At 63.7% G+C, this 17,718-nt stretch carries 19 protein-coding genes; 12 read left to right on the top strand and 7 right to left on the bottom strand.

Annotated elements, in window-relative coordinates; all coding sequences use genetic code 11:
• Window positions 1-372 precede the first annotated feature (372 nt).
• Both ON32_RS11470 and ON32_RS11465 read left to right on the top strand, forming a co-directional pair.
• Complete coding sequence (locus tag ON32_RS11470) at window positions 373-1,212, top strand: alpha/beta hydrolase (protein WP_157224170.1); 840 nt, start codon at window positions 373-375, stop codon at window positions 1,210-1,212.
• A gap of 52 nt (window positions 1,213-1,264) precedes the next feature.
• Complete coding sequence (locus tag ON32_RS11465) at window positions 1,265-1,726, top strand: hypothetical protein (RefSeq protein WP_040790840.1); 462 nt, start codon at window positions 1,265-1,267, stop codon at window positions 1,724-1,726.
• 137 nt (window positions 1,727-1,863) lie between these two features.
• Here the strand turns inward: ON32_RS11465 and ON32_RS11460 are convergent, their stop codons facing one another.
• Window positions 1,864-2,493, bottom strand: coding sequence for a MarR family winged helix-turn-helix transcriptional regulator (locus ON32_RS11460; RefSeq protein WP_245550961.1), 630 nt, complete (start codon window positions 2,491-2,493; stop codon window positions 1,864-1,866).
• Window positions 2,494-2,707: 214 nt separating this feature from the next.
• Here ON32_RS11460 and ON32_RS11455 point away from each other — a divergent pair, with 214 nt between their 5' ends.
• The 7 genes from ON32_RS11455 to ON32_RS11425 all read left to right on the top strand — a co-directional run bounded on the left by ON32_RS11455 (window position 2,708) and on the right by ON32_RS11425 (window position 7,211).
• Window positions 2,708-4,222, top strand: a complete 1,515-nt coding sequence (locus ON32_RS11455) for an aromatic/alkene/methane monooxygenase hydroxylase/oxygenase subunit alpha (RefSeq protein ID WP_040790839.1) — start codon at window positions 2,708-2,710, stop codon at window positions 4,220-4,222.
• An 18-nt stretch (window positions 4,223-4,240) separates the two neighbouring features.
• Window positions 4,241-4,489, top strand: coding sequence for a toluene-4-monooxygenase system B family protein (locus ON32_RS11450; RefSeq protein WP_040790838.1), 249 nt, complete (start codon window positions 4,241-4,243; stop codon window positions 4,487-4,489).
• Entirely contained in the window at window positions 4,482-4,850 is a 369-nt protein-coding gene (locus ON32_RS11445) for a monooxygenase system ferredoxin subunit (RefSeq protein WP_040790837.1), read from the top strand. The genes ON32_RS11450 and ON32_RS11445 overlap by 8 nt, the downstream gene beginning before the upstream one ends.
• Window positions 4,847-5,155: an MmoB/DmpM family protein gene (locus ON32_RS11440; RefSeq protein WP_040790836.1), complete on the top strand. Its 309-nt coding sequence runs from the start codon at window positions 4,847-4,849 to the stop codon at window positions 5,153-5,155. Before ON32_RS11445 ends, ON32_RS11440 begins: the two co-directional genes overlap by 4 nt.
• A 6-nt stretch (window positions 5,156-5,161) precedes the next feature.
• Window positions 5,162-6,166 (top strand): aromatic/alkene monooxygenase hydroxylase subunit beta, encoded by a 1,005-nt coding sequence (locus tag ON32_RS11435; RefSeq protein ID WP_040790835.1) that lies wholly within the window; start codon window positions 5,162-5,164, stop codon window positions 6,164-6,166.
• Between the two features lie 26 nt (window positions 6,167-6,192).
• Complete coding sequence (locus ON32_RS11430; protein ID WP_040790834.1) at window positions 6,193-6,411, top strand: carbonic anhydrase; 219 nt, start codon at window positions 6,193-6,195, stop codon at window positions 6,409-6,411.
• Between the two features lie 206 nt (window positions 6,412-6,617).
• On the top strand, window positions 6,618-7,211 hold the full coding sequence (locus ON32_RS11425; RefSeq protein WP_040790833.1) for a hypothetical protein: 594 nt from the start codon (window positions 6,618-6,620) through the stop codon (window positions 7,209-7,211).
• 32 nt (window positions 7,212-7,243) lie between these two features.
• Here the strand turns inward: ON32_RS11425 and ON32_RS29585 are convergent, their stop codons facing one another.
• The 4 genes from ON32_RS29585 to ON32_RS11405 form a co-directional block, all read right to left on the bottom strand.
• Window positions 7,244-7,423 (bottom strand): hypothetical protein, encoded by a 180-nt coding sequence (locus tag ON32_RS29585; protein ID WP_040790832.1) that lies wholly within the window; start codon window positions 7,421-7,423, stop codon window positions 7,244-7,246.
• Between the two features lie 337 nt (window positions 7,424-7,760).
• Window positions 7,761-8,396, bottom strand: a complete 636-nt coding sequence (locus ON32_RS27040; RefSeq protein ID WP_217998042.1) for a MutS-related protein — start codon at window positions 8,394-8,396, stop codon at window positions 7,761-7,763.
• Window positions 8,350-8,802, bottom strand: coding sequence for a hypothetical protein (locus ON32_RS28830; protein ID WP_157224169.1), 453 nt, complete (start codon window positions 8,800-8,802; stop codon window positions 8,350-8,352). Before ON32_RS28830 ends, ON32_RS27040 begins: the two co-directional genes overlap by 47 nt.
• 624 nt (window positions 8,803-9,426) lie before the next feature.
• On the bottom strand, window positions 9,427-10,017 hold the full coding sequence (locus ON32_RS11405; RefSeq protein WP_040790830.1) for a TetR/AcrR family transcriptional regulator: 591 nt from the start codon (window positions 10,015-10,017) through the stop codon (window positions 9,427-9,429).
• Between the two features lie 123 nt (window positions 10,018-10,140).
• On the opposite strand from ON32_RS11405, the gene ON32_RS11400 reads away from it, so the two are divergent.
• Together ON32_RS11400 and ON32_RS11390 are read left to right on the top strand one after the other, a co-directional pair.
• The gene (locus tag ON32_RS11400) at window positions 10,141-11,076 is read left to right on the top strand and encodes an SDR family oxidoreductase (RefSeq protein ID WP_040790829.1); all 936 of its coding nucleotides are present in this window, start codon (window positions 10,141-10,143) and stop codon (window positions 11,074-11,076) included.
• A 573-nt stretch (window positions 11,077-11,649) separates the two neighbouring features.
• Window positions 11,650-12,897 (top strand): cytochrome P450 family protein, encoded by a 1,248-nt coding sequence (locus ON32_RS11390; RefSeq protein WP_051133131.1) that lies wholly within the window; start codon window positions 11,650-11,652, stop codon window positions 12,895-12,897.
• 187 nt (window positions 12,898-13,084) lie between these two features.
• On the opposite strand, the gene ON32_RS11385 is transcribed toward ON32_RS11390, so the two are convergent.
• Window positions 13,085-14,728 carry a flavin-containing monooxygenase gene (locus tag ON32_RS11385; RefSeq protein WP_040790826.1) on the bottom strand — a complete coding sequence of 548 codons (1,644 nt, stop codon included), beginning with the start codon at window positions 14,726-14,728 and terminating at the stop codon, window positions 13,085-13,087.
• Window positions 14,729-15,384: 656 nt separating this feature from the next.
• Between ON32_RS11385 and ON32_RS11380 the strand changes: the two genes are divergently transcribed.
• On the top strand, window positions 15,385-16,293 hold the full coding sequence (locus ON32_RS11380; protein WP_051133141.1) for a phosphotransferase family protein: 909 nt from the start codon (window positions 15,385-15,387) through the stop codon (window positions 16,291-16,293).
• Between the two features lie 108 nt (window positions 16,294-16,401).
• Here ON32_RS11380 and ON32_RS11375 read toward each other — a convergent pair whose 3' ends face one another.
• On the bottom strand, window positions 16,402-17,502 hold the full coding sequence (locus ON32_RS11375) for a serine hydrolase domain-containing protein (RefSeq protein WP_157224168.1): 1,101 nt from the start codon (window positions 17,500-17,502) through the stop codon (window positions 16,402-16,404).
• Window positions 17,503-17,718 lie beyond the last annotated feature (216 nt).

Below are 17,718 nucleotides of genomic sequence, written 5' to 3'. Positions count from 1 at the left end.
CCATTCCATCGAGGAATTTTCAAGGCCCAACTGACCTACCGATTGGAGTCGGTTGCCGGAAATATTGCGGTATCCGTGGGCGAGGGGATCTACCGAAGGGCGTCCGAAAGGCTTCGGCTTGTGAGCGGTAACCTCCTCGAAAGCGAGACAACCGGTGCACGGTGGTTTCGTTGGCCGCTGAACGCGGAAGTTGTACCGGCAGGTTCGCCGGGACCGGGCATCGGCCTCCCCACGACCCCGAAACAGTTGCACGAGTACTGGTCCGGGCTTTCCGCAGCGGAAAAGGATGCTTGGTATCGTACGGATCCGTTCATCGGGAATCGGGACGGAATACCGCAACTCGACCGCGACAAGTACAACCGTCGAACTCTCATGATGTTGCGGGACAAGGCCGAGGAGGAGGGAAACCAGGACCATCTGGATCGAATAGAAGAGATACAACAATTCCTCGATTCGGCCGAGGAAGGCCTCCCGTCTCATTATTTGTCGTACATCGACGGTGAACTCCGGTACGTGTACGCACTCGGCAACCCCGATACCGCCCGGAATGTGGGAGTGGCGCTGGTGGGCGCGCTCCGGCGACGCAGCGGTGTCGGCTACGCGCGGCAATCACTGAAACAATTACGGCAGGCCGCCTTGGCGGTCGACCCGACCGCGGAGACGGCAACTATCCTGTGGGGCGCCTACAACAATCCGAATTCTCTGGTCGCGACGCTGTCCTCCGTACCCGCGGAGGAGGGCGCGGCGGCAGTGCGGCGATATCACGAGGGACTGCACGTCACCAATCGGAGCCAGTCCGTGCATATCACCACCATCGCGCATTCCTACGGCGGTGTCCTCGGTGGACATGCGGCCGGACACGGGAACGCACTCGACACCGCCGATTTGGTATTCGTCGGTAGCTGGGGCACCGGCGTGGAAAACGTCGGGGCGCTCCGGCTGACCGGTGTCGATCCCGCGCACACCGGTGACCATGTGTACGCGACCATTGCCCGTTACGACTCCATTCAGCTGATGCCCGCCACCCACGGTCCCGCACCGACCGACCCCGCATACGGCGCCACGGTGTTCGGCACCGACTCCACACCCGGTCGAACGAAGCTGGGTTGGAATCCGGAGGATCACACGGCCCCGAACTACTTCGGTTCCCACAACCAGTCGTACCGGCAGCTGGGGCTGATCATGACCGGCCACGGGTACCTGCTTCGCTGAACGGGCGGCGAACGACCCCGCACCCCTTTTCCGCCGACGAAACGAGGACCGTATGTCACCGACGACCCAGGCCGCGGCCCGCGCGCAACTGCTGCGGCACTTCACCGAAACCCTTCGTGCACTACCCATGGAATCCGCACTGGCACTGCAACATCCGGATTTTCCGATGGCGGGATTCCACCATGGTGTCATCCTCCCCTTCGACGAGGACCCCGACGCCACCCTGGAATTCTTCGATATCTCGTACTGGGTGATCGGAGCAACCCCTGACACCTCCGACCGATATTTCGACCAGGTGATGCACGTCTGGCATGCTCAGGGCCGGACGACGCGAACCGATCGGAACACCCGCCCGCGTACCGGTTACACACGGACCTCCGACGGGTACGGTCTCACCATCACACAGAGTGTGAACGGATATCTCAGCCTGTCCGGGTCGACACCACCCTTCGTGCACGGATCGATCGAGGGGGACCCGCTCCCCGCCCGGATCGACCACCCGGCGAACCGCTGAACTGATCCGGCGAGCCCGGTTGCCGGGGCCGTCCGTTTCCGGTGTACTCCCGCTCGCGTCTCGGGGATCGTGGTGGTTGTCGATCGTGATGGTCCGGCCGCGGTCGATCGGATCGTGTCGATCGTGGGCGCGGGGTGTCAGGACGCGGTGTCGAGGTGTACGTGCTCGGCGCAGTCGACCCGCAGTTCGGAACGGGTCAAGGCGGTGTCGTAGTGCCCGCATCGATAACCGCGACCATCGGGTTCGGCAACGCGCTGTAGATGCCGGCAGGTGGTGCAGGCGCGGCTGACGGTGTTCAGGCCGGCGTGATGGAATTCGGCGAGCACGGCGAGCAGTGAATCGAGGAGTTGTTCACCCGTGGCTTGGTCGAGGTGGGAGAGCGCGATCTCCGCCGGCGCGGTCCATCTGGCGACGGCCGCGGCGGTATCGCGCCCGGCACGGGTGAGGGCCAGAAGCTGTCGGCGGCGGTCGTGCGGATCACGGCGGCGGTCGAGCAGCCCCTTGCGGATCAAGGCGGCGACGGTGTCACTCATGGTCGGCTCGGTGATATCGAGTTCCCGGGCCAGCTCCGAGTTGCGGGCCGCCGGGGGTGTGCCGGTGTAGAGCTTGGTCAGCACCCGCATCTGTGTGGGTGACAACTCGTACGCTTCGGCCTTGCGCCGGGCGAGTACCTGTAGCGCCTCGCCGAAGCGATCCAGGGCGGCCACGATCTTGGCGTCCAAGCCGATGTGGCGTTCGCGTCCGCCGTGCGCCCGCATCGGACTCATGCGCGGGCCGCGGCGGCGCGTCGTCGCGGTGATGAGGGGATGGGCAGCACGTTTCTCCTTGGCGGGCCAATCGGGCAGAGAGCGAAAGCGTATCAATGCGCAGGTCCGGGCCGTGTTCTTGGAATCACCCTGACTCTAATACTTCGGAGTCCTATGTATCAAGGGTGTGATCGATGCCATCACGAATCGTTGACACCGACCGAGGGGATGCGTGATGCCGAAGCTGTCACGAAGCGATTGGTACGACCTGTCGCGCGATATGAACTGGACATTCCGGTACGTCACCGAGGACGAGGTGTTTCCCGAGGAGTTGTCGGGTTCGCACCGGGTTTCGTCGGAGGGGTGGTCGAAGTGGGACGAGCCCTACAAGATCGGGTATCGCGAGTACGTTCACAACCAGGTCACCAAGGACACCACCACCTATTCACTGAAGAACACGATCCGCAAATCCAAACTGTTCGACCAGCTCGACCCCGGGTGGAAGTCGGTGATCGTCGCCCACTACGGGGCCATCACGATGCCGGAATATCTGGCCTCGATCGGCGAGGCGCGGATGGGCCGATTCGGACGGTCGGCGGCGTGGCGCAACACCGCGACGTTCGGCACCCTCGACGAGATTCGGCACGGCCAGATCCAAGCCTTCTTTCCCTACGGGCTGCTCGACAAGGAACCCCGTGGTGACTGGGCGCTCAAGTCGTTCCACACCAACAACTGGATCGTGATCGCGGTTCGGCAGCTGTTCGACGATATGTTCGTCGCCAACGACGCGGTATCGATCGCGCTGCAGCTGACCTTCACCCTCGAAACGGGATTCACCAATCTCCAGTTCCTGGGAATGGCCGCGGATGCCATCGATGTCGGCGACCTCGAATTCGGCTCGTTGATCTCGAGCATCCAAACCGACGAGGCCCGTCACGCCCAGCAGGGTGAGCCCACGATCAAAGTGCTCATCGACAACGGTGAGAAGGAGTGGGGCCAGTTCCTCATCGACCATATGTTCTGGCGGTCGTGGCGGGTGTTCGCCCTGCTGACCGGGCTCTCGATGGACTACTACACCCCGCTCGAGAGTCGGCGGATGTCGTTCAAGGAGTTCATCGAGGACTGGGTGGTCCAGCAGTTCGCCGATCAGTTTCGCGATTTCGGACTCGAATACCCTTGGTACTGGGAGCAGTTCATCGAGGAACTGACCTGGTACCACCACGCGATCCATCTGGGTGTCTGGAACTACCGTCCGACGGTGTGGTGGAACCCCGACGCGGGAGTCTCCCCCGAGGAACGGTTGTGGCTGGAGGAGAAGTATCCCGGCTGGAACCGTCATTTCGGGAAGCACTGGGATGTCATCGGCGAAAACATCCGAAAGGGGGATGTGGCGGCCACATTGCCGCAGACGCTGCCGATCACCTGCAACCTGTGCCAGCTGCCGATTGTGCGCGCGGCCGGGGTCACCGTCGGCGCGCTCACCGATCCGGCGCCGCTGCGGCATACCCACGAGGGTCGTGACTATGTGTTCTGCTCCGAACCATGCCGGTGGATCTTCACTCGACGGCCCGAGCGGTTCGCCGGACACCGATCACTGATCGACCGGGTGCTCTCCGGCGAGATCAGTCCACCGGATCTGGGCACGGTACTCGAGTATTTCGGTCTGTCCGCCGAGGAGCAGGGGCGCGACGCCACCGACTATGCCTGGGCCTTCGACGGTTCGACCCCACAATCCGCATCCCGCCGCTGACGCCCCCAGGAGAACCCCATGGCATTGCTTCCGTTGAGCGCCTTGTTCGAAGGCGACATTCTCGAGTTGTTGGTCCCGGTGGACGATCAGGACACCGTCGACTCCGTCGCGCAGGCGGTCGCGGTGCACGTCGTCGGGCGACGCCTTCCCGGCAAGGACGCGCCGATTCGGTTGCGGCACAACGGGAAGATTCTCGACGGCGACCGTCGGATAGGTGAGGTCGGTGTGGGTCCGCTCGCTCATGTGGAGGCGTTCTTCGATGAGTGAGCCTCAGGTCGCGTGGGAGCAGGCCGGCACCCTGGACGACCTGTGGGAAGGCGAGATCCGGGAAGTCACGATAGGTAAGGAATCGATCCTGCTGGCGCACCTGCACGGTGGGGAGATCCGTGCCTATCAATCGATGTGCCCACATTCCCGCTTTCCGCTCGACGAGGGCGAACTCGACGGATCGGTGCTGACCTGTGCGGCACACGGCTGGGAGTTCGACCTCGAAACCGGCGAGGGTATCAATCCCCGCAATTGTCGCCTGTTCGGTTTCGCCGTCCGCCGCGACGGCGACCGGATCAGCGTAGCCATTCCCCGAGACGATCGACCCCACTACAACACCTGCCGCGGAGACCGCTCATGACCACCGCAGATCCCGAGAAACTGGTCGGCCCCATCGTGCGGGGCTTCGATCCCGAAATCATCGATGCGCTCGATGCAGCCATCCACCAGGACAACCCCGACACCACGATCACAGTGGAGGACCACGCCGGGTACGTCCGCATCCACGCCCCCCGATTCCTACGTGTCACCCGGGCCAGCCTCGAACAGGCCGCCGGCCGGCCGATTCCACTGGCGAGCCTGGAACCGGCCATCGCCGGTTTCGCCGGACGTATGCGCTACATCGGCGACGACGAACTGAACTGGTACCTCACCAAGGAGGACTGACCGACCATGACCACCTCGACCCGCCGTCTGCGCACCTGGAGCATCGCCGGGGATACCCGCCGCAAACCCACCGAATACGAGATCGTCACCGGTAATTTCCACTACCACTTCGGCCGGACTCCCGCCCCGTTCGACCTCGATCCGAACAGCCCCATCAACCAGTGGTACCTGCGCCATCGGGAAGGCTCCCCGCTGCAGGTCCCGGACTGGGAACGTTTCCGCGATCCCGCCGAACTCAATTACCGCAGATATATCGCACTTCAGCACGATCGCGAGGTATACGCCGAAGGCGTGGTCGACCATTTCGAAGCGCTCGACCACGACGCCCACCTCGATCCCGCCTGGGTCGCGGTGTTGGGGCGGTTGTACATCCCGGCCCGCTTCGCGCTGCACGTACTGCAGATCACCAGTCTGTATGTCGGTCAGCTCGCCCCCAGCGCCTACATCACCAACGCCGCGTTCTTCCAGGCGGCCGACGAACTACGCACGCTGCAGTGGATCGCCTACCGCGCCAAATCCCTGTCGCTGTCGCACGGGACACATCTGGCCAACAGCGACGAGACCCGCAATATCTGGGAGAACGACCCCGCCTGGCAGCCCGCGCGCGAAGCTCTCGAGCGGTTGCTGTTGGCCTATGACTGGGGAGAGGCGTTCACCGCACTCAACCTCGTCGTCAAACCTGCCCTCGACGCGGTATTCCAGGAAGCGCTCGTCGAGTCGGCCACCGCGCATCAGGACGGTCTGACCGCGCAATTGCTCCAGGAATCACACGTCGACACCACCCGCAACCAGGCCTGGGCCGCCGCGCTGGCCCGGTATGCCATCATCGAACGACCCGACAACCGTGAGGTGATCGGCCGCTGGGAGGAGCACTGGCGACCGTTCGCCGAACGTGCCGTCGAGGGTCTGTCCACCATTTTCGCCACCGCGCCCACACCGATCGATCCGGCGTGGGTCCGTGCCGCCGTCGACCGCTCCACCGCCGCGTTCCGCGCCGGCTGGGCGCACTGACCATCCCACGATAAAAGGTTGCGCCCATGACCGTCACCGACGACGATTCCGAACACGCCGTCCAGGACGAGGTCGGCATAAAGCCCACTCGGGCTACCGGGTCCTTCACCGACCTGGCCGAAGATGTACACCAACCCATCGCCCGTATCACCGCCGGTCCGTTCATCCCGCACAAGGACGATATCCGTGTCTTCGTCCTCGATGTCGCCACCGGCAAACGCGACGAGGTCATCAGCAACACTTGATCGGTCCTCGGGCCGACGAGACGGCATCTTGCCCCTCGAAGGACGGCTCAACGGTCCGGCCGCGACGGCTGTGTCGTGGCCGGACCGCTCGCGTGGGATGAGCGAGCCGGAAATCCGGTACGGTCACAACGGTGGTCTCGGCGAATAACGAGGCGACCCGGATCCCGGGGGGACGATACGTCGGTCTTCGATGGCAGGATATGGGCATGGGTGATCATTTCGAACGAATCGTCGACCTCGAAGTGACCTCGGCCGACGCCGGTATCCTGGCCGAGCGCATGGTGGACTGGATGGTGTCGCGGCAATGGCTGTTGCGGGAGACCTCGCGGAACGCGGTATACAGCCTCCAGGTCGACGAAGGCTATCTCCCGGGCCCCGCGTGGGGACAGATCACCCAGGAATGGGGCTCCGACTGGATCCCCGGGCCCATCGCCGTCATCGTCGGCCGCCACGACCACCATCCCGGACAGGGCGATATCGAACCGTCCGCCGCGATATGCCCGCACTGCCGGGCCACCACCGTGATCATCGATTACCCGCAACAATGGGAAGCCGACCCCGCGGTATGGCAGCCCTTCTCGGATGCCATCGAATCCTGGAAACGAACCGGCACCGGCACGGTGATCTGCCCCTCCTGCACCACCTCGAGCTCTATCACCACCTGGCAATGGACGGACGGTTTCGCGCTGGGCGCCCTCGCGTTCGACTTCTGGGGGTGGCCGCCCCTCACCGAGGACTTCATCATCGAATTCGCCGCTCGACTCGGGCATCGCATCGAACATCACACCGGTAAATTCTGAACGACACCGACCAGCCGTGAACGTGCTCGTTCTCACCCCTGTGACGGACGGGTCCGATTGCTGACGAACGGGCCGGGAGGCTCTCCGAAGATCCGTGCGAATATGTCCTCGGCGTGGCTGGTGATCTCGGGTGCGCCGGGGGAGAGGCGATAGGTACGGCGTCCGTCGGATGCGAGGGTTTCCCGCAGCCGGCGCAGATGCGCGACGAGCACTCGAGCGGTTGCAGGGCCAATACGAGTTTGCTTCTGGGTTGGGCCCGTCGCCCGATCGTCCATCGACGGACCGTGGTCGCTTCCCGGCTCAGAAGGTAGAGTTCTCGAAGCATCTCCGGGCGGGCACAGAAGTTCGCCAGGACATTCCGGCGGTAACGGATGACCGTGGAATCGGTGAGGCTCTCGGCGACAACAGATTTCACGACATCGCCGATGAGATCGTCGCCCACGGCCATTGCGGTGAACAACTCGTCGAGAACCAGGTCGCGTGACACCGCGTCACCGATGGGGGCCACCTGGACGACCCGATCGGGAGGTTGCAGGAGACCTACCGGAATCATCGGACCCGAGCCCGAATCTCGTCGTAGGTCAATCCGTGCCGCTGTACCATCACCGCGGCGTGCGCCATATCGTCGGGGAGACGTCGTTCGATTCGGAATGTGCGCACGGCATCGTCTTTTTCGACCCCCGCGACCATACCGACCACCTCCGGTCCGACTTCCGCGAGCTCGTCCAGGAATGTGACGTACACACTCACGGAACCACGTTCGACAATGCGATGCAGCACATCACCGCCGACGCGCACGGCGCCGGCCGCCGCCGTGGTACTGAAACTCTCGTTCAGGATGACGACACTGTGTGCGGTGAGGTGATCCAGGATTGCGCGCATGCGCACGAGTTCCTGTCCGAGGGCGCCGTCCTGCTCATCCACCTCGTCTTCCCGAACGAGATGTGTGGCCATTCTGTCCGGCAGCATTATCCCTGCTCGAGACCCGGGAACGGGGCAGCCGAGCGCGGCCGGGTACATCAGCCGGCCGACCATGCGGGCAAATGTGCTCTTGCCGCCCTGATTCGGTCCGGTGACCACGAGAATCCGCTCCGCGCCTTCGAGCCGGAAATCATTGCGAACAACCGTCGATTCGCTGTCATCGAGTAACGCGTGCCAGGGCTGCATCGTAGGCGTCTTCGGCATGGATACCCTCGAAATCGGTGGTGACGTCCGGGTAGCAGAACGGCAGCCCACGGGTCGCCGGTTGTCGCACGAACTCGAGGTAATCGAGATAGAAGCGCAGCTCGACATCGAAGCGGTCGACCACCGGATCGAGAAAATCACGGTATCGAGTGGTATGGATCGTCAGCTGCCCGAAGGCACGCGGATACAATACCGCGACCCGGTCGACGATCTGTTCCTCGACTTCGTTCATATCCCGCCGGGGATCCATGACCTCGGGTCGGCCGGACTCGTCGTCGGGGTGAAATCGGGCGAATGCCGCGGTGATCACGGCACTGTAGTCGGGTTGACCGGCATACCGGTCGACCACGAGTCGGCGTCCGGTCACATGCACGGTGTATCGCATTGCTTCCAGCTCCGCGCGCACTCGAGCGTTCTCCTCTTCCAGGTCGCGGAACGCCGTACCGGATACGTAGTGGTTCAGTCAGGCTCGCCGGGCCCGTAGTCCCCGGGAGCGAAGGGGTAGGCATCGAAGGGTGTTGTCCCGGTCCCGTAGATTTCGGCAATACACTTCTTCTGCATCGAGTTGCCGGCGATCGTGCTGCTGTGGATGGCGAAGACGTCGGGCCCGCGCCATGTGCTCTCGAACCGAGCGCATTCCGGCGACGAATTGTGTGAAGGCAGCGCCGATGGGCTCGTTCTCCAGATCCTGGAACCTCGTGCCGGTAGGTGACCGTCGCGATATCGCGTACCGGACGAGTATGCACTGTTCGATGCGCCTCGCCACCGGCGCCGACGAAGATTCGATCGAGATTCGGGTCGATCAATGTCTCCGACGTGAACGCCATCGCATCGACCTCGCCCGTGCCGTTCCACAGAATGCTGCCGAACTGCTCCAAGCCCCATACCCTCCCCCTATGGTTCTGGGGAACGTAGCACAGGTTGAGGGCCGGGATCTCGGGGTGTGGGGGGCCCGGTTCACCTGAGAAGGGTGACAAATGGGTACCGGACCTCGAGCGCGACCGGGTTCGGTGACCACAGGTGCGCGAGGTCAGTGCTCTGGGTTCGGACCCGATGGTGGGATGGCGAGGGAGAGAGTGCGTAGCTCGTCGAAGGCGCGGCAGAGATACGTGTCCAGGCTTTGCGAGGGATCCGCCATCCAGGTGTGGACCGCGTGCTGGTAGGCGGCCCATCCGGTCCGGGCGGCCAAATCGGCCCGAGCGTTGCCGATGCCGCGGTGGCGAAGTGCCTCCGCGACGGCGTCGGTGAGCCGGGCGTATTTGGCCAGTTCGCGTTCGTGCAGAGCCGGGGTTGCGGCAATGACCTTCCACCGTGGTTCGGAGAACGGTCGGTTGTCCGCCAGCATCTGCGCGGAGGCCCGGAATGCACGCAGCAGTACCTCGAATGGTTCCAGTCCTTCCGGTGCCCGGGTGATCGCTTGCATCAGCGCGATGCGTAGGTCGGCTTCGCCGTCGAAGAGCACCTCTCGCTTGTCGGCGAAGTGCCGAAAGTAGGTGCGCGCGTTCACTCCGGCCCGGGCGGCGATCTCCGCCGTTGTGGTCTGGTCGAACCCTTGCTCCTGAAACAGCTCCAGGGCCGCCTGTTGTAGGCGGCGCCGCGCGTCTGCTCCGCTGCGTGGCATCCTGCGAGATTACCGCAACGTGACGGTTGTCCGTTCACCGTTGCGCCATTAACTGGCATAACGTTTAATGTCAGTTAATGGCGTTAAAAAGCGTCGGTCGATGGCATCACCTTGGAGGTCTTCATGCATGTCTTCGTTACCGGAGGTACCGGACAGACCGGTCCCACCGTCATCGCCGAGCTCATCGCAGCCGGTCACACCGTCACCGGATTGGCGCGTTCGGAGACCGCCGCGGCACGACTGGAGGCGCTGGGAGCCGCACCACTTCGTGGTTCCCTGGACGACCTCGATGTCTTGCGCCAGGGCGCCCGGAGCGCCGATGGTGTTCTGCATATGGCCTTCGGCGGTGACTTCGCCGATCCGGAGGCCCTCATCCGGCGTGACCGCGCCGCGATCGAAGCGCTCGGGCAGGAGCTGGTCGGGTCCGGCAAGCCACTCGTCAGTACGTCGGGCACGCTGGTTATGACGCCCGGTAGGGTCGGCACCGAACAGGACGCGCCGGATCCCCGGTCGGTCGCCGCCTTCCGTCTCCCGGGTGAGCAGGCCTGTCTGGGCTTCGCCGATCGAGGGGTTCGTGCCTGCGTTGTGCGACTTGCGCCGACCGTGCACGGTCCAGGCGACCACGGGTTCGTCCCGGCACTCATCGCGGCCGCGCGCAGAGCGGGTGTCTCCGCCTATATCGGTGACGGCGCCAATCGTTGGCCGGCCGTGCACCGCGCCGATGCCGCCCGCCTCTTTCGAGCGGCATTGGAGAAAGCTCCCGCCGGCAATGTGCTGCACGGCACCGGAGAAAGCGCCGTCACGATCTCGAGCATCGCGGAACGGATTGCGCAGATCCTCGACATCCCCACCGCCTCGCTGTCCCTCGATCAGGCCGTCGAACACCTCGGAAACCCATTTCTGGCCACACTGTTCTCCCTCGATGTGCCCGTATCCAGCGAGCACACCCAGGCGTTGCTGGGCTGGACGCCGACACACGCCACCTTGCTCGAGGACCTGGAGACCGGCGACTACTTCACCCTGGAAGCCGTCGAACGCGCCGAGGAGATCTGGCTGTAGCACCTACTCACTGGAATACGGTCGAGTTCGTATACCACCTCGGGCTGCTCGTAATCGGCAATACCGTGACATCGAGCGCGTTTTGCGGATGTCGCCGACCGACTCCGCCGCGGTGATCTCGTCGAAACACCTGATTACGGCGTAGGGCCGGCGGTACCCGGCAGGGATGGTTCGGTCCGACCGATATCGGGATTCGCACCCATCGCCGATCGCGCGGCGATGATGCAATCCGTATGTGATCACGTCGTTTTCGATCGGTTCTCGAGACGGTGCGGGAATATGGGTCGGCTTCGACGAACCGGTGTTTGCGTTTCGGTGGAACAAGCGGTGTTCACGCCGGAGCGTTCCGGTCTTGCGAAGCCGACCATGGCCTCGGGTGCGGTGTCCGGAATCCTGGGCCGACACACTGCCGGTGCCAACGGGTGCGACGAGTCGCAACGTTGGTTACATCAAAGATGCTGTGATGCAACTGTTCCCGGTAACATGCCCCATCATGCCGATACATAGGATGCCAGGACGTTCCGCAGTGGGACGAAGGGGAGACAACACGGCACCACGCGGAGGGGTCACGCGTTGAGCAGTACAGATCCGGCTTTGCAGAAGGAGTCCTTGGCCCCGCACGGTTCTCCGCCGTCCGCCGACTCGCACATTCGGCTGGACGCCCCTTCGTTCGCGGCCGATCCACATCGTTTCTACGAAGATATGCGACGTCACGGCCCGTTGGTGCCGATCGAGCTTTCTCCGGGAGTGCCGGCGACACTTGTGATCGGTTATCAGGTGGCCATGCAAATCCTCAACGACGAGACCCATTTTCCCGCCGATCCACGCCGATGGGAGAAGAACGCCCCCGCCGACTCCCCGATGCTGCCGATGTTGGGCTACCGGCAGAACGCGATGCGTACTGCGGGGTTGGAACACGAACGTTACCGCCGCACCATCATCGCGGCAGTGAACACCGTCGACCTGCACAAGGTGCACGACACGGTCACCCGGATCGCCAATGCGCTGATCAACGACTTCTGTGAACGTGGTACCGCCGACCTGCGAACCGACTATGCGTTTCCGTTGACCTTTCGGGTGCTGAGTGAGTTGATGGGCTTTCCCGAGGATGCCGCGGCCGAGGCCTACTTCGGGATGGCGGCGATGTTGGAGGGAGTGGACGCCGAAGAAGGACAGCAGCGTTTCACTCAGGCGTTGATCGGTGTTGTCCAACAGAAGGAGGCCGAACCGGGCGACGATCTGACGTCGGCGCTGTTACAGCACCCGGACGGGCTCGATCCCATGGAAATGGTGAACCAATCCGCGCTCCTGTTCTCGATGGGTACGGAGCCGACCTGCAATCTCATCCTCAATGCGCTGCTGCTGTTGATGACCGACGAGCAATACGGAGGAGAGGTCCTCAGCGGTGCCATGGCCACCCGGGATGCCATCGATGCGGTGCTGTTCGAAGACCCGCCGCTGGCGAACTGGTGCGTGAGCTACCCCAGGCAGCCGCAACTCGTCGGCGATACATGGCTACCGGCCGATCAACCGGTGGTCATCAGTTTGGCCGCATGCAACAACGATCCCGCCGTCGCGGCCGGTGACCGCAGGGGTAATCGATCACACCTGGCCTGGGGCGCCGGCCCGCACAGTTGCCCGGCCCAGTCTCTTGCTCGGACGATTGCCTCGCAGGGCATCGACATGCTACTCGACGCCCTGCCGGATATCCGCCCGCAAATGCCCGCGCACCAACTACCTTGGCGGCAGGGGCAGTTCCATCGCGCATTGGCGGCGCTACCGGTTCGGTTTCCGGCGTGCCCACCGATGCGTCTCATCTGACAGAGATCACGTTGCTCGCGACCACGCCACCGGTTTCGAATCCCGGCGCCACCGACGCGCAGTCCGAGTGCGCCCATATCCGTTACCGTGGCTCGATTGTGTAGAACTCGGGTACTTGCCCCTCAGGTGGAGATTTCGGCATCCCGGGGTGGCGCGCCGTGCAGCGTCGACCACCCCGGGGCCTCGGTTACCGAGTCAGGGTGAAACCGGCGTAGTCGTCGGCGGCGACCTGGTCGCATTTCTCACGGTATGCGCCGACGCCGCCGATATAGGCGTACATGACCCTCGGCTTACCGGGCACATTCGACCCCACATACCAGGAGTCCACCTTCGGATAGAGCGTCATATCACCGACTTCGTCGACGTGTCGCGTCCATTCCCGCTCCGCGTCGGGTTCTGCCTCGATGGTCGTAACGCCCTTGGAGCGCATTGCTTCGATTGCGTCCGCGATCCAGTCGACGTGTTGCTCGATGGACACCATCATGTTCGACAGAACCGAGGGGCTGCCCGGGCCGGTGATCGTGAAGAGATTCGGAAAGCCTGCCACGGCGAGACCGAGATAGGTGATCGGGCCGGCGGACCACTTCTCTCGCAACGACACGCCTGCGCGACCGCGAATGTCGACCGCGTCCAGTGCACCGGTCATCGCGTCGAATCCGGTGGCGTAGACGATATCGTCGAACTCGAAATTCTCCTGCGTCGTCGCGAGTCCCGACTCGGTGATCTCGGTGAGCGGGGTCGCGCGAACGTCCACGAGCCGGACATTGGGACGGTTGAAGGTCTCGTAGTAGTTCGTCCCCAGAACCGGGCGTTTGACGCCGAAGTAGCCGGTGGGCTGAAGTAGCGCGGCGACAGCAGGATCCGTCACGATCTCGGCGATTCGGTCGCGGATGAACTGGGCGGCGGTCTCGTTGGCGGCGTCGTTGGAGAGTATGTCCGTGAATCCGACCAGCATGCTGACCAGTTCGCTGTCCTTGTCCGACCATACCCGGTGGTAGAAGGCGTTTCGCTCCTCTTCGCTGACCTCGAGCGCCCCCTTGGTGGCCTCGGGCTGCGCGATGCCGAACGACGATTCCCGGTTGGCCTTGCGTACCTCGCGGTAACGGGACTTGATCCCACGTTGGAACTCGGGATCGATCGCGTGATTGCGAGCGGGCAGAACATAGTTCGCGGTTCGCTGGAACACGGTGAGTTCCTCGGCCGCTTCGGCGATGAGCGGGATGACCTGCACCCCGGAGGAGCCGGTGCCGATCACCGCGACCCGCCGGCCGGTGAAGTCCACCTCCTCCTCGGGCCAGTTACCGGTGTGGAAACTGCGGCCTCGGAACTTCTCGATGCCCGGGATCTCCACCATCTTCGGCACCGACAGGCAGCCCGTCGCCATGATCGCGAACCGCGCCGAGACGACCTCGCCTCGATCGGTCGTGATCTGCCACCGGGCGGTGGACTCGTCGTAGACCGCGGCGGTGACCCTGGTCCGTAATTGCACGTCCTTACGCAGGTCGAAGCGATCCGCGACATGGTTGATGTAGCGGAGCAACTCCGGCTGCGGCGGGTACTTCTCCGTCCACTCCCACTCCTGTTCGAGCTCCGGGTCGAAGGAGTAGTTGTAGTACATGCTTTTCACATCGACGCGTGCGCCGGGATAACGGTTCCAATACCACGTGCCGCCGAGTCCGTCACCCGCTTCGTATACCTGCACCGAGAGACCGAGTCCCCGTAACCTGTGCAGCATGTAGAGGCCGGCGAACCCGGCTCCGACGACGACCGCGTCGATCTCGCGAGCCTCCTGCCCGGTCGGGGATGCGGAATACGCCGAGGTCGTTGTCATCGTGGGACCTGCCTTTCGATGAGTCGCCGTGCCGAAGACACGGCGGTTCGGTTCAACTGGATCAATTCGTGGCGCGCCGGCGGGTACCCGGTCGAGGGAAGATCCGGGGGACGTGATGATCGGGCGTGGTAACGATGACGCCGCGGAAGTCCTTGCCTCCTCCTCATCTCGCTGGTGCCCGGTCGATGTCACGAGTTCGTCGGTGCGCGAACGGGACTCGCCGAGCCTCGGTGTTCCGGACCGGCACGCGTTGCAGATTAGCGGAATATCCTTGCGTGCGTTCGTTTTCCCCCGCAACGATGTCCGAAATCCCTGGCCGAGCAGCGTAAATGGAGTCGGTTGAAGATGCGTCGAAGTCTTTCGACGTTGCGTATCGAGTTCGGTGGGGATTCGGCAACCCCGTGATCGCTGTCGATCGGTCCGGCTCGCCCACGGATGCCGACCGGCCTTCATCCCATCGTGTCTCAGCGGTCCCGGCGGATGATACGGCGAAGATGGTCGAAGCCGGTCCCGCCGGTACCGACCTTGTGGGCGGCCCGATCGTATTCGATACCACAGCGAGGTCGATCTCGACCGCTCGGGAAAATCAAGTGAACGAGGCTTCGCCATCGATGCGTGGATTCGCCCGTTGCACGACATATCGTTACGGTCGTGGAATGCACGAAGAGCCACTTGTCCCGCCTGCCGATGTGATCGCCCTCGTCCACGCTCACATACCGGGTTACCAGGTCGGTTCGGTGACATTTCTCGGCGAGGGGCAGGACAATATCTCCTACGAGGTCGACCACGAGTTGATCGTTCGTTTCGGCAAGGACCCGGACCGGGGTCGTCGGTCCGAATCGGTGCGCAGGGAAAGCCGGCTGCTGACCGTCGTGGCACGGCTGTCGCCGGTACCCGTCCCTCGGCCGCTCTTCGTCGCCGCCGAACATGGGTGCCTGGCCTATCGGCGACTCGCCGGGCAACCCCTGATCGGCCTGTCCGCCGCCATCAGGGCGGGTCACGCCGATTCCGTCGCCGCGGTGCTCGGGGAGCTGCTGTCGGTGCTGCACACGACCGATCGTGAGCAGATCGCCGACCTCGTCGATGAGGATGTTCTGCCGCCACGGCTATGGCTGGATGAGGCCGTCGACAACTACACGGCCGTCGTCGACCATGTTCCGGAGCAACACCGTCCGGCCGTGGAGTCCTTCCTCGCGACCCCACCTCCGAGCGAAGGTGCGGGTCCGGTGTTCTCCCACAACGACCTGGGGGTCGAGCATATCCTGCTCGATCCCCGAACCCATCGTGTTTCCGGCATCATCGACTGGAGCGACGCGGCAATGGTCGATGCGGCCTACGACTTCGGTCTCATCTGCCGTGACCTGGGCCCCACCGCCCTCGACGCGGCGCTCGACAGCTATCGAACCCGATTCGCAGCCGACCCGGCCATCGGTGACCGTGCGCTGTTCTATGCCCGCTGCAGTGTCTTCGAAGACCTCGCCTACGGGCTCCACCCTGAGCACAGGATGTATTTCGACAAGAGTGTTACCGCATTGACCTGGCTTTTCCCCCCACAGAAACGGTGATAACACATTCTTCGGCGGCAATACACGACCCGTCCGTCGAGGATCTTTCCGAGGATGCCGCGGAGATACGTCGATGCCGGAATATGGGCACTCGCCCGAAGGGGCGAGTCACCGTATCGCTTCGAGCACACCGGTGGTGAGTTCGCGGAAACCGAAAGGTGTTTGCGGGGATGGTTCGGGACCCAGTCGGACGGCGATCGTATTCGATTCCGGTAGTACGGCCAGAGTCTGGTTCTGGAAACCCAGGGCCCAGAAGGTATTGGTCGAGGCGCTCGGGACCAGTGGCCCCATCATCGTATTCCGATCATCTCGGCCGGTGGTCGCGAGAGTGGGCGAGACGACGAGTCCCTCGGCATTGACCCACCACAGACGACCGTAGCCGCGGTTGAGGTCGGTGCTCGGGGTCACCGAGGCCCGAGCGTAGTCGGCGTCCACGATCTGCGTGCCGTTCCAGTTTCCCTCGTGGAGCATGAGGAGACCGAGCCGGGCGAGATCGAGGCAGGTGGTGCGCAATCCCATGAAGGTCATCGCTTCGCCTGAACGGTCGCGACCCAGATGAGAGTTCTTCATGCCGAGAGGGCCGAAGATATGCTCTGCGGCATAGTCGGACGGGTGTATCCCGGTCGCTGTATGGAGTACTTTCGCCAGCACCTGTACCGCCGAGTTGTTGTAGACCCATGTCGTACCCGGCGCGGCCTCTTGGCCGAGACCTATGGCGAATGCCGATTTGTCCGTCGCCTGCATGGCCATCTGCCCGTAATCGGTGCCGGCGTCCCATGCTCGACCCGATGTGTTGGTGAGAAGGTGTTCCACCGTCACCGCCTCCGAGGGGGTTCCCCGCCACTGCGGTATGTAATCGGCGACCTTGTCGGACACGGACAACTCGCCACGCCCGACCGCCACACCCACCAGGAGTCCGGTCAGTGACTTGGTCACCGAGAATGCCTCTCGAGGGGGCATATCCGGTCCGGGTCCGTGCTCGTCGATGACGATCTTGCCGTCCCGTACCACGGCCAGGCACGACGAGTCGGCCGCTGCGGCTTTCGACACGAGGGTTTCCAGTTTCGAGGGATCGAGGCCGACGTCCGATGGCGCCACCCGTTCCCATATCGCACCGGGAAAGACCGCTTCCGTGGCAGGTGATTCGTGCAGAGTGTCGGGTGTTGCCACGGTCGCCTCACCGGAGCAGGCGGTTGTCACGAAGGCCATGGCGGTCGCCACGGTTACACGCCGCCATCGTAGGGTCGGCGACACGTCCAGGGGCTCGGTCGGTGGGCCTCCGATCCGGAGAAACCGGAGTCGTAGAAAATCCATCGTCAAGCTTTCGGTCCTTCGTCCGTATCCATCTGCTCGGCATACGCAACGCCTCCGATCGTCGGTGCGATCGGGGCGCGTCGGCCTCGCGACTTTCGAGATCATCCCGAC

It is taken from the genome of Nocardia paucivorans NBRC 100373, assembly GCF_000308675.1.
GTDB classification, from domain to species: Bacteria; Actinomycetota; Actinomycetes; order Mycobacteriales; family Mycobacteriaceae; genus Nocardia; species Nocardia paucivorans.
Note: the sequence above shows the minus strand (reverse complement) of the source record. Positions and strands in the feature narration are given on the sequence as shown.